Genomic DNA, 13621 nt, shown 5'->3' with positions numbered 1-13621 from the left:
ATAGCTGTTTCGTCCGCCGGGCCCCGGGTTCACTACATGCCGGTGAGCTGGGCTGATGGCGCGCACCAACGAATCGAGTCCCTACGTCGAGTTCGACCGCAAGCAGTGGCGGACACTGCGTAAGTCGACACCGCTGGTGTTGACCGAGGACGAGTTGTACGGCCTGCGTGGTCTCGGCGAGCAGATCGATCTCGAAGAAGTTGCCGAGGTTTATCTCCCCCTCGCACGTCTGATCCACCTGCAGGTGGCGGCACGCCAACGGCTGTTCGCGGCCACCGCGACGTTCCTCGGTGAGAAGCATCCCGATCGTCAGGTGCCCTTCGTCATCGGTGTCGCCGGTTCGGTCGCGGTCGGAAAATCCACGACTGCTCGTGTGCTGCAAGCTCTCCTGGCCCGCTGGGATCACCATCCGCGCGTCGACCTCGTCACCACGGACGGATTCCTCTATCCGACCAGGGAACTCCAGCGTCGGGGCATCATGCACCGCAAGGGTTTTCCCGAAAGTTACGATCGCCGCAAGCTGTTGCGCTTCGTCACCGAAGTCAAGTCCGGGGCGGAAGAGGTAGCGGCGCCGGTCTATTCGCATACGTCGTACGACATCATCCCGGGCCAGTACCACCTGATCCGCCAGCCTGACATCCTCATCATCGAGGGCCTCAACGTCCTGCAGACCGGCCCGCGTCTGATGGTCTCCGATCTGTTCGACTTCTCGATCTACGTCGACGCCCGCATCGAGGACATCGAAGCCTGGTACATCCAGCGGTTCCTCGCGCTACGCAACACGTCGTTCGCCGATCCGAACGCTCACTTTCACCACTACTCCGGCCTCTCCGACCGTGACGCGACCATCGCGGCGAAGGAGATCTGGAACTCGATCAATCACCCGAACCTGGTGGAGAACATTCTCCCCACCCGCCCCCGCGCAACCCTGGTGCTGCGCAAGGACGCCGATCACACGATCAACCGGCTCCGACTGCGCAAGCTCTGAGACGGCTCAGGCGCCGAACCGGCGGTGCCGCGCCGCGTAGTCACGCAAGGCTCGAAGAAAGTCGACTCGACGGAACTCGGGCCAGTACGCCTCGGTGAACCAGATTTCCGAATAAGCGCTCTGCCACAACAGGAATCCGGAGAGCCGCTGCTCGCCGGAGGTGCGGATCACCAGATCCGGATCGGGCTGTCCCGACGTGTACAGATGACCGTCGATGCCGTCGACCGTGACGGCCTGGATCAGTTCGTCTCCGCTCAGACCCGCACCGATCTTGTCACGCAGGAGCGATTGGACGGCGTCGGCGATCTCCTGACGTCCGCCGTATCCGATCGCGACGTTGACATGTGTCCCGGTTCGGCCACTGGTCCCCGCCGCCGCTTCCCGCAAGCGCCTGGACTGCTCGGGGGGCAGAAGATCGAGAGCACCGACGATCTGCACACTCCAGTTCTTGCCGGGCCCGGAGATCTCTTCGACGACGTCGGTGATGATTTCGAGGAGCGTGTCGAGCTCTTCCGGCTCGCGGCGCAGGTTCTCGGTCGAGAGCAGGTAGATGGTTGCCATCTCGATTCCGGCGGCGTCGCACCACTCGAGCAATTCGGCAATTTTGAGCGCGCCCATGCGGTGCCCGTGACTGACATCGGTGAAGCCGTTCTCGCGAGCCCATCGCCGGTTTCCGTCACACATCACGGCTACGTGCCGTGGGTGCGCGAGACCGTCGAGATGACTGAGGAGCCGTCGCTCGTAGATGCTGTACAGCAGTCCGCGCAGATTCACCGTGACATCACCATGGTGTCAAAGACTACGCCCGGCAGTGGCAGCCACATGCGAGCGCCGTCACGCTTTTTGTACGCGTCGAAAACCCGCAGGTAGGTTATGCTACTGGTGCGTAACCTACGGTACCGTAGGTTACGTAGTTCGCAACAGCACGGAACGAGAGGGGTTGCACATGACGGCATTCGGGCTCGACGAGCTTCCGGTCAAACCACGCATGCGCGGTTGGATCCATCTGTGGGCGCTCGGTGTCTCCGTCGTCGCGGGCATCGTTCTCGTCTCCGTAGCCGGCGCTCAGGTGGGCGCCAAGGCGGCTTGGGCAACCGCGATCTACAGCATCACGATCTGCGGCCTCTTCGGCATCAGCGCGACGTATCACCGCATCCAGTGGCAGACCGTCAAGGGCCGTACGTGGATGAAGCGTGCTGACCATTCGATGATCTTTCTCTTCATCGCCGGCAGCTACACACCGTTCGCCATGCTCGGCCTTCCCACCCACACCGGCAAGATCATTCTTGCGATCGTGTGGGCAGGTGCACTGGCCGGCGTTGCCCTCAAGATGCTCTGGCCCACCGCGCCGAAATGGGTGGGGGTACCGCTCTACCTTCTCCTCGGCTGGGCGATCGTTCCCGTCGTCGGTGAACTGACACACCAGGTCGGTGTGGCGCCGATGGTGCTGCTGCTCGTCGGCGGAATCTTCTACAGCGTCGGCGCAATTCTGTACGCGACAAAATGGCCCAACCCGTGGCCGACGACGTTCGGGCATCACGAGTTCTTCCACGCTGCCACCGTCATTGCAGCGATCTGCCACTACATCGCGGTATGGCTCGTCGTGTTCAACTGATTCGCCAGTTCCACCACCGTCGTCACCGGCCGATCACACACGAATCCCCGACAGATGTACGCGGCTTCACCGTCGTCGACAAGGGGGCGATCTGCAAGCAGCGGTGAAGAATCCGGCGCTCCGCCGACAACTACTGCACCGCCCGGGGCAAGCCGCCGGGCATCGGCCAACAGCGAACCTTCCCCGACGACGGCAACCTGTATCGGACCACGCAACGACGCTTCCGCCACTGTGAGCCAGTGTCCCGCCGACCGAGGCGCACGCTCGAGCGGCAGCGTGGCCCTCGCCAGCGCGTCCGCCGCGGCCTGGGCGTAACGAGAGGATCGATCGGCATCGGTCAACGCCGCCGCGGTCAACAGAGCCTCCGCGACGCTCGACACACCGGACGGCGTCGCGCCGTCCAACGGGTCTCGGGGCCGTGTGACGAGGGACTCCGCGAAATCGGCCGTGTCGAACCAGCTTCCCGGCTCGGCCGGATCGGCGAAGTGGTCGAGCGTGACGTCGAGCAACTGCTGCGCCGCATCGAGCCACCGCGCGAATCCCGTTGCCTGGTAGAGAGCCAGGAGGCCGGTGGCCAACATTGCGTAATCCTCGAGCACTGCCGTCGGGGTGCCGACAGCCCCGCCGAGGGAAGCCCGACGCAAATGACCGTCCACCAGGTGAAGGTCGAGAAGAGCGCCAGCGCACTCGGCCGCCGCCGCGATCCAGTCGGGTCGATCCAGGGCAAGTCCCGCTTCCGTCAAAGCCGTGACGGTCAACCCGTTCCAGGCCGTCACCACTTTGTCGTCGCGGCCAGGCTGTGGACGCTGAGCCCGGGCGGCACGGAGAGCGTCGGAGACCGTCTGCCAGCGCGACCAGTCGTCGGGGTCACGGAGCAATTGCAATACCGACGCACCCTCTTCGAAGGTTCCGGTATCGGTGACCCGGAACAAGTCCGCCGCCCACTGCCCGTCCTCCGCACCGAGTACCTCGACCAGCTGCGTCGGCGTCCATACGTACGTGAGGCCTTCGACGCCGTCGGTGTCGGCATCGAGAGCCGAAGCGAAGCAACCGTTCTCGGTCAGCAGATCGGAGAGCAAAAATCCTGCGGTCTCCCTGGCTATGCGGGTGGCCAGGTCCGATCCGGTCCGCCGCGCCAAGTGCGCGTAGAACCGCAGGAGCAACGCGTTGTCGTAAAGCATCTTCTCGAAGTGCGGAACCACCCACTCGGCATCGACCGAGTAGCGCGAGAATCCTCCACTCAACTGGTCGTAGATACCGCCACGTGCCATTGCTTCGGCAGTGCGCTCGATGCCGCCGAGGATCTCGCCCGAACCCGTTCGCTCGAACTGTCGGAGCAGCCCCTCCAGTAGTGCCGACGGTGGAAACTTCGGTGCCCCACCGAATCCCCCGCGCGGGATGTCCTCGTCACCGAGGATCGATCGACCCGCCGCGTTCAGCAACTCGGCGTCGATAGGCGCTCCGCCGTACGGAATTCCGCCAGACGCGCGCTGAAGTTCCGTGACGATCGACTGCGCCGCGTTGTCGACCTCGTCGCGCCGATTCGTGAAGGTGTCGGCTATCGCTTCGAGAAGCTGTGTGAACGACGGCATTCCGCCGCGAGGCGTCGGCGGGTAATACGTGCCGCAGTAGAACGGTGAACCGTCGGGAGTCAGAAAACAGGTCATGGGCCAGCCGCCCTGACCGGTCATCGCGACCGTCGCATTCATGTAGACGGCGTCGATGTCGGGACGTTCTTCGCGGTCCACCTTCACACAGACGAAGTTCGCGTTCATGACGGCCGCGATCTCGTCGTTCTCGAACGACTCGTGCGCCATGACGTGGCACCAGTGGCACGCCGAGTATCCGATCGAGAGAAGGATCGGCACGTTGCGCTCGCGCGCCCACTCCATCGCCTCTTCGCCCCACTGTTGCCAGTGGACCGGATTGTCGGCGTGCTGACGCAGGTAGGGGCTCGAGGACCCACCCAGGTTGTTCCGCAGCCGTGGGTCCATCGTCGCTACCTCATTCGTCTCAGGATTCTTGCTTCGGCTTCTTCTCGGTAGAGACGTTCGGTTCCGCCGGGCTCGGAGCTGTGATCGCTCCCCGGTCGGTGCCTTCGTCTGCCTGCTGATCGAGTTCGGGATGATCCGGTTCGAACGTTTCCGGCAGCTTCTTGAGCTGGCGATTCATCGACCGAACCAAGAGGATCACACCGATGAGCAGCGCAAGAATCACCAGCAGGCCGACCGGAGACGACTTTCCGAACTCCGGGCCGGATGGGTTGCTCGGGGTCTGAGCAAGAAATTGTGTGGTGCCGAGAACTACCTCGGCGGACAGAGCATTCACTTCTGAGCGTCCTCTTCGAGACCTGCGAACAGGTCGGTTTCCGGAATGGACGTGGTGACCCGCGTCTTGGCGAGCTCGAATTCCTCGGTGGGCCAGATCTTCTGCTGAATATCGAGCGGCACAGCGAAGAACGAACCGTTGGGATCGATCTGCGTCGCGTGCGCACGCAGAGCGTCGTCACGCTGGGGAAAGTAGTCGCCGCACGTGACCTGAGTGGTCACTCGGACCATCATGTCGCCGCGCTCGGTCTTCCACTTCTTGAGCCAGTCCGCCATCGGGAACGGCTCACCGCGACGCTCGTACTCCTCCTGGAAGAGTTCGAGGCGCTTACGAATGAATCCGTGCGAGTAGTAGACCTTCTTGATTTCCCACGGCTGACCGTCCTCGGGGAAGTACTCGGGATCGGCGGCGGCCTCGTAGGCAGCCATCGACACCTCGTGGCACCGGATGTGGTCCGGGTGCGGGTATCCGCCGTTCTCGTCGTACGTCGTGACGACGTGGGGACGGAACTCGCGAATCACCTTGACCAGAGCGCGCGTCGACTCTTCGAGCGGAACGAGGGCGAAGCACCCTTCGGGCAGCGGCGGAAGAGGATCACCCTCGGGGAGCCCGGAATCGACGAAACCGAGCCAGCGCTGCTTCACGCCCAGGATGCGAGCGGCCTCGGCCATCTCCTCCTGGCGAACTTCGCTGATTCGATCGCGGACACCGGGAACGTCCATGGCCGGGTTGAGAATGTCGCCACGCTCACCCCCGGTGAGCGTCAGGACCATCACTTCGTGGCCTTCGGCTGCATAACGGGCGGTGGTGGCCGCACCCTTGCTCGACTCGTCGTCGGGATGGGCATGGACGGCCATGAGCCGGAATCCGCTCACGTGTTCGTTCACCTCAACTTCACCTGTAGCCGTTGCCGGCAGTTCACTTGTAGCCGTTGCCGGCAGTTCACCTGTAGCCGTCACCGGCAGTCTTCGAGTCACACGCTGTGCACCGCTCGGATTACTCCGGGTGGTTGCCGTCAAACGTACCGACTGCCGACAAACCTACCGACGGCGCGACGGGACACGTCCTCTATAGTTCCACCCGAGAGTTCCTGGCGCAGCCGTGACCCCTTCGGTAATTCGGCGGGACACAGTCAGTTGCTGCACGACACGTGAACTCGAGTCTTCGAGAGCAGAGTGATGAGCAAACCGCTTCCCCAAGATCGGTACCCGAGCACAACTCGCACGAGCAGTCCCCGCAAGTGGATGGTGTGGGCTCTGACCGCACTCGTCATCGTCGTAGGCGGCGGAATCGCGTACTACGCGTACGGAAAATTTGCGGTCAAGGAAATCGAGACCGAGACCATCTCGTTCGACATCGCCAACGACTCCACGGTGAAGATTCGCTTCACCGTCACACGCGACGACTCGTCACGTGACGCGATGTGCATCGTGCGCGCTCGCTCGAAGGACGGATCCGAAACCGGACGACGTGAGGTCTACGTCCCGTCCTCCGAGCATCAGACCCTCGAGTTCAACACCGAGATCAAGACGTCCCAGCCGCCAGGCATGGCCGACGTCTACGGCTGTAGCTTCGACGTTCCGGAGTACCTGACCAAGAGCTGACCTCGGAACGCATCCACCCTGCCGGACGTTTGGCGCCGGACAGGGCGGGTAGTCATGCGTGATAGAATTGCCCGATACACGGTTCCGGGTGGAACCGTGTATTGCTGCATTGACGCAAGGTTTGACGGCAAGGTTGCATCCCTGGTGGTGCTTCCGAGTCGTTGTTCGCTGCTGTTGCAGCGATCGTCGAGGGAGCCCCCGGCTCCGACTACTAGGGAGTGATCGAGATGACCGAGACCCAGGTGACCTGGCTTACCCAGGAATCACATGACAGGCTCAAGAACGAACTCGACCAGCTCATCGCCAATCGCCCGGTCATCGCCGCCGAGATCAACGAGCGTCGCGAAGAGGGTGACCTGAAAGAGAACGGCGGCTACCACGCTGCCCGCGAAGAGCAGGGTCAGCAGGAAGCCCGCATTCGCCAGCTCCAGGAGCTGCTGAACAGCGCAAAGGTCGGCGAGGCCCCCACTCAGTCCGGTGTTGCACTGCCCGGATCCGTAGTCAAGGTCTACTACGACGGCGACGAGAGTGACACCGAGACGTTCCTCATCGCTACCCGCGAAGAAGGCGCACGTGACGCCAAGCTCGAGGTCTACTCCCCGAACTCACCGCTGGGCGGCGCGCTGCTCGAAGCCAAGGTCGGCGACACGCGTGAGTACAACCTGCCCAACGGCAGCACCATGAAGGTCACGCTGCTGAGCGCGGAGCCTTACCACAGCTGATCGGCTGTACCAGCTCTGAAAAGAAGCGCCACCCGACTCGGTCGGGTGGCGCTTCTTGCTCTGTCGGCGTTGCAGTTCCGGCCCACTCACACCACGCGGCGAGCCTTCATGCCGGCGAAGATCGGGCCGACCTTCACCACGTCACCGAATGTGGGTGCGTGAAGCATCTGTCCGTTACCGACATAGATCGCCACATGGCCGGGACCGCCTGCCTGCCAGTTGCCGAACAACAGGTCACCGGGCTGCGCCTGATCCAGCGGGACCTCGACGCCGACGCCCCACTGTGTCTCCGAGGTCCGGGGCAGAGTCACTCCGGTGGCCGCGTGGATCGCGTACGACGTCAGACCCGAGCAGTCGAACCCGCCCATCGAGGGCCCGTTGATGTTTCCGCCGCCCCACACGTACGGCAATCCGAGAAACTTCAGACCGGCCTCGACGACGCCGCCAACGGCAGCGGCGAGGTTGTTGTAGTCGAAGGGTGCGAGCATCAGAGCGAACGAGTCCTGCAACGATTTGATCTGTGCGACAAACGGAGCGGCGACCGCCTGCTCCGCGGGAACCTCGCCCGCCTTGTCGGCGGGGACGCCGCCCGCTTCGCGAACTGCGTCCGGCCCGACGTCGTAGGCAGCGAGCGCGAGGTCGACGGTATCGCCCTCGACCTCACCGGACTTCTGCCAGGACTGCGCTTGCTTCACGAGATCGCACAACCGGTATCCGGTTGTCATCACCGGATCGGCAACGCCCAGGATGTCCATCTTTCCGTCGCCGTCACCGTCCTTGCCGTATGCCGTCCACGCTGCGGTGGTGAAGCGGCCAGGCCCGCGCCCACCTTCCGGTGAGATGTCGGTATCGGGTCCGTACTTGAATCCGTTCTCGACCGAGTACAGCGAAGCGATCACCGCGGGCGTGATCTCCGAGCACAGAGCACCGGCCTTCTTGATCCACGGCGCGAACACCGCCACCGCTCCAACGGGCGCCAATGTCGCTCCCGGAAAGTTGGAGGGTACGGAAGGCACGATTCCCTCAGGTGTGTCCTGAGTTCGTGCCGGTCCGTTCCAGGCTGCAAGTGAGACTGCAGCATTCGAAGACTCGTTCTTCTCGACTTGTGCGGGCGCTCCGAGAGTTCCACTCATCACGCCCAGTGCGGTGCCGATCGACACAGCGATCGCCAGGACACCGACTGCCATCCGAACCTCCGATAAACCTCTGAAAATCTACGTACGTGGTCGTACCCGAAACTTGTCGGTGCGAACATCTACCCTTTCGAACATGCATTCGACACGGCTCAGTCTCGCGACTCCTGTAACCAATGTCTCATTTATCTCCGTGGGCGTTACGCAAATGACTACAGACACCAAGGCTTTTCTCAGGTTCGGCGTGCAAGCTGAGTGCATGAGCGACGATCGGCCACGACCCGCCCGGGGACGCACTACGGTGTATCGACCAGTTCGCCTCGCCCTCGCAGCCACGGCTGTGGCGGGAGCACTCGCAAGCGGCGGACTTTCACTCGTTTCTTCTCCCACTGCCACGGCACTCGCGCCGGACACCTCGGCTTCTCACACCAAGAATCCCGTAGCGAAGCGGCCCGTCGTGGTCGCCGGATTCGGAACCCCGGACGCCGTCTCCAACGGTTCGTGAGCACTCCGCGCTCGGCCTCCGAGTGGCTCACGTGGGGTGTGCAGGCCCGGGTCGTAGTCACCGACCCTGAGGTCCTTCCCTCCGCGGCCAGCCTGGTTCGCGGATACCTCACCGCTGCCGACGCTGCCACCAATCGAGATCGTGCCGACTCCGAGATTCGTACCTATGTCAGCGCCGCTAGCAACGTCGACGGCGTCGCCGTGACTCCGATGTTCGCGCACTTCCTCGAAGACGCGTTGGCCGTCGCACGACTGACCGACGGCAAACTCACGCCGACGGCCGGGTCGGCAGACCCTCACTCCTGGTGGAAGATCCGCGTCGAGAACAACCGCGTGTACAGCCCGGACGACGTCGTTCTCGATCTGTCCGCGACGGCCCGCGCCAGTTCAGCGGACCACTGCGCGGCATCGACCGCCACGCTTCTCGGGTGCGGAGTACTGGTCGGCCTCGGCGGGGACATCGCGGTTGCCGGCCCGGCGCCGGAAGACGGCTGGCAGATTCAGGTTCAAGACCTGCCCGGCGACCCGACGTGCCAGGTAGCGCTTCCTTCCGACTGCGGGATCGCCACGGCCAGCACCGTCAAACCACTACACCGCGAATCGACGGCGACGCCGATGTGGCGCACGGTGTCGGTGATTGCGCCCTCCTGCGCCCAGGCCGCCGCATTCAGTCGGGTTGCGGTCGGCATGGGCGGTTCGGCCGTCGACTGGCTACATCAACTCGACGTACCCGCCAGGCTGGTCGACCAGGAGTACCGCGTAACGGTTCTGGGCGGCTGGCCTGACGAGTAAGTCGCGTCAGTTCTGCAGTCGTACGGCGTAGCCGGCACGGTCGAAGGCGGTGAGAAGTTCCGCCTTGTTGTCCGGACCCCGCGTCTCGACGGTGAGGAAGACTTCCACTTCGTCGAGCGCGAGTTCGCCACCGGTACGGGAATGGATGACGTCGACCACGCTGGCGCCGTTCGCTCGAACCACTTCGAGCAACGAGACCAGTGCGCCCGGCCGATCGTCGATGGTGATGTGAACGCCGAGGAACCGTCCGGCCGCTCGCAGACCGTGCGAGATGACGTGCGTGAGCAGTAGCGGATCGATGTTGCCGCCGGAAAGCACGGCGCACACCTGCCCTGTCAGTCCCAGCTCCTCCGGAGAGCAGGTCATCAAGGCCGCAACGGCCGCAACGCCGGCCGGTTCGACGATGAGCTTGGCGCGTTCGAGGCACAGCAGGAGCGCTTTGGACAGCGCTTCCTCGCTGACCGTCACCACGGCATCGACATGGGCGGCAACTTCGGCGAACGGAACCTCGCCCGGGCAGCCAACGGCGATACCGTCTGCCATCGTGGACATCGACGCCAAGGCGGTCGGCTTCCCGGCTGCCAACGACGCCGGCCAGGCAGCCGCCGTCTCGGCCTGCACTCCGACAATGCGGACCTGCGGGCGTACAGCTTTGACTGCTGCGGCCACTCCGGCGATCAACCCACCGCCGCCGGTCGGGACGAGGATAGTACCGACCTCAGGCAGTTGCTCGAGGATTTCGAGCCCCACAGTCCCCTGCCCCGCCACGACGTCCTCGTGATCGAACGGGTGGACCAGAACCGCTCCGGTCCGGTCCGCGAATTCGCGAGCGGCCACGAGCGCGTCGTCGACAGTCGAACCGTGCAGGTGGACCTGAGCTCCATATGCCTTGGTGGCCACCAACTTCGGCAGCGGCGCACCCGTCGGCATGAAGACGGTCGACTTGATTCCCAGTTCTGTTGCAGACCAGGCAACTCCCTGCGCATGGTTACCGGCACTGGCCGCCACCACGCCCGCTGCCCGTTCCTCTGCGGAAAGATTGGCAATGCGGTTGTACGCACCGCGCGGTTTGAAAGAGCCGGTGCGCTGCAGGTTTTCACATTTCAAGCTCACGGCGAAGCCGGTGGTTTCGGACAACACTCGCGAGGCCACGACCGGGGTGCGTCGCATGACCGGGGCGAGCAGTTGCTGTGCAGCCTTTATCTGTTCGAGATTCACGCATGCCTCCAGAAAGTGCGCCTCCACACCCTCGTGAGGTGTGAAGGCGCACTGCAGATTCGAAGTCGAATTACTGTAGAGCGAAGATCAGGACAGCGCTTGCTCGATGTCGCCGACCAGATCGGAAGCGTCTTCGATGCCGACCGACAGGCGAACCAGATCGTCGGGAACCTCGAGAGCGGAACCGGCCGTCGAGGCGTGGGTCATCGCGCCGGGGAACTCGATGAGGGATTCGACGCCGCCGAGAGATTCTGCCAGCGTGAAGATCTCGGTGCGCGAGCACAGGTCGAGAGCTGCCGCCTTGCCGCCCTTGAGGCGGACGGAGATCATGCCGCCGAAGCGTCGCATCTGCTTGGCCGCGACCTTGTGGGACGGATGCGAAGCCAGGCCCGGGTAGATGACGCTGGCAACCGCGGGGTGGCCGTCGAGCAATTCGACGACCTTCTCCGCGTTGTCACTGTGACGCTCCATGCGCAGCGCCAGTGTCTTGATTCCGCGCAACGTCAGGAACGCGTCGAACGGGCCGGGAACGCCGCCGGATCCGTTCTGCAGGAACGCAAACGCGGTATCCAGTTCTTCGTCGTTGCAGACGAGAGCGCCACCGACCACGTCGGAGTGTCCGCCGATGTACTTGGTCGTGGAGTGCAGCGCGATGTCGGCACCGAGCTGCAGCGGCTGCTGCAGGTACGGCGACGCGAAGGTGTTGTCCACCACGATCTTTGCGTTGCCCTCGTGGGCGACCTCGGCAAGGAGCTCGATGTCACCGATATTGAGCAGCGGGTTCGTGGGCGTCTCGACCCAGACCAGCTTGGTGTTGGACTTCATCGCCGCGCGCACCGCATCGACGTCGGACACCGGAGCCGGGGTGTACTCGATCCCCCACTGCGTGAACACCTTGTCGATGAGACGGAAGGTTCCGCCATACGCGTCGTCGGGGATGACCAGGTGATCGCCCGGTCGAAGTACCGAACGGAGCAGGCAGTCGGTGGCCGCCATTCCCGAACTGAACGCTCGGCCGTAGGTTCCGGATTCGAGCGCGGCAAGGTTCGCCTCGAGCGGGCGACGGGTGGGGTTGCCCGTTCGCGCGTACTCGAAGCCACTGCGCATTCCACCGACGCCGTCTTGGGCGAAGGTGGAACTTGCGTAGATCGGCACGTTGACCGCGCCGGTCAGCGGATCGGGTTCGTAACCCGCATGCACCGCTTTCGTGGAGAAACCCTGCCAGCTGATGTTGTCGGCCTTGCTGCGTTGCTCACTCATGGTCCCCAGCCTAATGGCGCCGGCACCGGCGCAGGAATCCGTGCTCAGGAATCCGAACTCAGGAAACCCAGGAGATCGTGGCGCGTGATGACACCGACCGGCTTGCCGTCGTCGACGACCATGAGTGCGTCGGTGTCACCGAGCGCCTTCGTGGCAGCCGAGACCGGCTCGCCGGAACCGATGAGCGGGAACGGCTTGCTCATGTGCTTCTCGACGGAATCCGCAAGGTGCGCACGGCCTTCGAATACCGCGCTCAGCAGATCTCGCTCGGACACACTTCCGGCGACCTCGCCTGCCATGACCGGCGGTTCTGCACCGACGACGGGCATCTGGGACACGCCGTACTCGCGCAGGATCTCGATCGCGTCGCGCAGAGTCTCCGACGGGTGAGTGTGAACGAGGTCCGGCAGCTCGCCCGACTTCCCGCGCAGGACGTCGCCGACGGTGGGGACGTTGGTCTTGCCGTCGAGTGGGGTGCGCAGGAATCCGTACGACGCCATCCACTGATCGTTGAAGATCTTGGACAGGTAGCCGCGGCCGCCGTCCGGGAGGAGGACGACGATCAGAGCGTCGGGGCCTTCGCGCTTGGCTACTTCGAGGGCAGCGACGACGGCCATACCGCAGGAACCGCCGACCAGCAGTCCCTCTTCGCGGGCGAGGCGACGCGTCATCTCGAAGGAATCGGCATCCGAGACGGCGATGATCTCGTCCGGGATGGACGGGTCGTATGCCGACGGCCAGAAGTCTTCGCCGACGCCTTCGACCAGGTACGGGCGACCGGTGCCGCCGGAGTAGACGGAGCCTTCGGGGTCTGCGCCGATGACCTTGACCTTGCCGCCCGAAACTTCCTTGAGGTAGCGGCCGGTGCCGGTGATGGTGCCGCCGGTGCCGACGCCCGCGACGAAGTGCGTGATCTTGCCGTCGGTGTCGGCCCAGATCTCGGGACCGGTGGTCTCGTAGTGGCTCTCCGGTCCGCCCGGGTTGGAGTACTGGTTGGGCTTCCAGGCGCCGGGGATCTCACGGGTGAGGCGGTCGGAGACGCTGTAGTAGCTGTTCGGGTTGTCCGGTGCGACGGCCGTGGGGCACACGACCACCTCGGCGCCGTAGGCACGCAGGACGTTGCGCTTGTCTTCGCTGACCTTGTCTGGGCAGACGAAAACGCACTTGTATCCACGCTTTTGCGCCACGAGTGCCAAGCCGATTCCGGTGTTGCCCGAAGTCGGCTCGACGATGGTGCCGCCGGGCTTCAGTTCACCCGAAGCCTCGGCTGCGTCGATCATCTTGACGGCGATGCGGTCCTTGGAGCTACCGCCAGGGTTGAGGTATTCGACCTTGGCTGCCACCGTGCCGAAGTTTTCGCCCGTGACGGACGTGAGCTTGACGAGTGGGGTGTTGCCGATGAGGTCGACGACGTGTTCCGCGATGCGCATTCGTCCATGTTCCCAGATGAAAGAAAA

The 13621-nt window shown here is 63.9% G+C and carries 14 protein-coding genes; 6 read left to right on the top strand and 8 right to left on the bottom strand.

Annotation, left to right across the window (positions count from 1 at the left end):
• The first annotated feature begins 55 nt into the window (after positions 1 to 55).
• Positions 56 to 988, top strand: coding sequence for a type I pantothenate kinase (coaA, locus tag QM596_RS08590; RefSeq protein ID WP_003945270.1), 933 nt, complete (start codon positions 56 to 58; stop codon positions 986 to 988).
• Positions 989 to 994: 6 nt separating this feature from the next.
• Here the strand turns inward: coaA and QM596_RS08585 are convergent, their stop codons facing one another.
• Complete coding sequence (locus QM596_RS08585) at positions 995 to 1762, bottom strand: isoprenyl transferase (protein WP_003945211.1); 768 nt, start codon at positions 1760 to 1762, stop codon at positions 995 to 997.
• A gap of 172 nt (positions 1763 to 1934) precedes the next feature.
• On the opposite strand from QM596_RS08585, the gene trhA reads away from it, so the two are divergent.
• Complete coding sequence (gene trhA / locus QM596_RS08580) at positions 1935 to 2603, top strand: PAQR family membrane homeostasis protein TrhA (RefSeq protein WP_020970260.1); 669 nt, start codon at positions 1935 to 1937, stop codon at positions 2601 to 2603.
• Here trhA and QM596_RS08575 read toward each other — a convergent pair.
• The 3 genes from QM596_RS08575 to mca are packed head-to-tail and all read right to left on the bottom strand — an operon-like array spanning position 2570 to position 5806.
• Positions 2570 to 4597, bottom strand: coding sequence for a thioredoxin domain-containing protein (locus tag QM596_RS08575; RefSeq protein WP_283308672.1), 2028 nt, complete (start codon positions 4595 to 4597; stop codon positions 2570 to 2572). The genes trhA and QM596_RS08575 overlap by 34 nt on opposite strands.
• A 19-nt stretch (positions 4598 to 4616) precedes the next feature.
• Positions 4617 to 4931 carry a hypothetical protein gene (locus tag QM596_RS08570; RefSeq protein ID WP_007726381.1) on the bottom strand — a complete coding sequence of 105 codons (315 nt, stop codon included), beginning with the start codon at positions 4929 to 4931 and terminating at the stop codon, positions 4617 to 4619.
• Positions 4928 to 5806: a mycothiol conjugate amidase Mca gene (mca, locus tag QM596_RS08565; protein ID WP_020908526.1), complete on the bottom strand. Its 879-nt coding sequence runs from the start codon at positions 5804 to 5806 to the stop codon at positions 4928 to 4930. The genes QM596_RS08570 and mca overlap by 4 nt, the downstream gene beginning before the upstream one ends.
• 303 nt (positions 5807 to 6109) lie before the next feature.
• On the opposite strand from mca, the gene QM596_RS08560 reads away from it, so the two are divergent.
• On the top strand, positions 6110 to 6535 hold the full coding sequence (locus tag QM596_RS08560; RefSeq protein ID WP_029536816.1) for a DUF4307 domain-containing protein: 426 nt from the start codon (positions 6110 to 6112) through the stop codon (positions 6533 to 6535).
• 227 nt (positions 6536 to 6762) lie between these two features.
• A complete protein-coding gene (gene greA / locus QM596_RS08555) occupies positions 6763 to 7257 on the top strand; it encodes a transcription elongation factor GreA (RefSeq protein WP_007726385.1) in 495 nt (164 codons plus the stop codon).
• 86 nt (positions 7258 to 7343) lie between these two features.
• Here greA and QM596_RS08550 read toward each other — a convergent pair whose 3' ends face one another.
• Positions 7344 to 8444: a C40 family peptidase gene (locus QM596_RS08550; RefSeq protein WP_051636488.1), complete on the bottom strand. Its 1101-nt coding sequence runs from the start codon at positions 8442 to 8444 to the stop codon at positions 7344 to 7346.
• 205 nt (positions 8445 to 8649) lie between these two features.
• On the opposite strand from QM596_RS08550, the gene QM596_RS08545 reads away from it, so the two are divergent.
• Together QM596_RS08545 and QM596_RS08540 are read left to right on the top strand one after the other, a co-directional pair.
• Complete coding sequence (locus QM596_RS08545) at positions 8650 to 8895, top strand: hypothetical protein (protein WP_153211881.1); 246 nt, start codon at positions 8650 to 8652, stop codon at positions 8893 to 8895.
• Complete coding sequence (locus QM596_RS08540) at positions 8892 to 9686, top strand: FAD:protein FMN transferase (RefSeq protein ID WP_283308671.1); 795 nt, start codon at positions 8892 to 8894, stop codon at positions 9684 to 9686. Before QM596_RS08545 ends, QM596_RS08540 begins: the two co-directional genes overlap by 4 nt.
• A 6-nt stretch (positions 9687 to 9692) precedes the next feature.
• Here the strand turns inward: QM596_RS08540 and ilvA are convergent, their stop codons facing one another.
• The 3 genes from ilvA to QM596_RS08525 form a co-directional block, all read right to left on the bottom strand.
• On the bottom strand, positions 9693 to 10856 hold the full coding sequence (gene ilvA / locus QM596_RS08535; protein WP_230544056.1) for a threonine ammonia-lyase: 1164 nt from the start codon (positions 10854 to 10856) through the stop codon (positions 9693 to 9695).
• A gap of 135 nt (positions 10857 to 10991) precedes the next feature.
• On the bottom strand, positions 10992 to 12164 hold the full coding sequence (locus QM596_RS08530) for a cystathionine gamma-synthase (protein ID WP_007728802.1): 1173 nt from the start codon (positions 12162 to 12164) through the stop codon (positions 10992 to 10994).
• Between the two features lie 44 nt (positions 12165 to 12208).
• Positions 12209 to 13594 (bottom strand): cystathionine beta-synthase, encoded by a 1386-nt coding sequence (locus QM596_RS08525; protein ID WP_003943292.1) that lies wholly within the window; start codon positions 13592 to 13594, stop codon positions 12209 to 12211.
• Positions 13595 to 13621 lie beyond the last annotated feature (27 nt).

The sequence above is a fragment of the Rhodococcus sp. IEGM 1406 genome, assembly GCF_030056745.1.
GTDB classification, from domain to species: Bacteria; Actinomycetota; Actinomycetes; order Mycobacteriales; family Mycobacteriaceae; genus Rhodococcus_F; species Rhodococcus_F erythropolis.
This window is presented reverse-complemented; position numbering and strand designations above follow the sequence as displayed.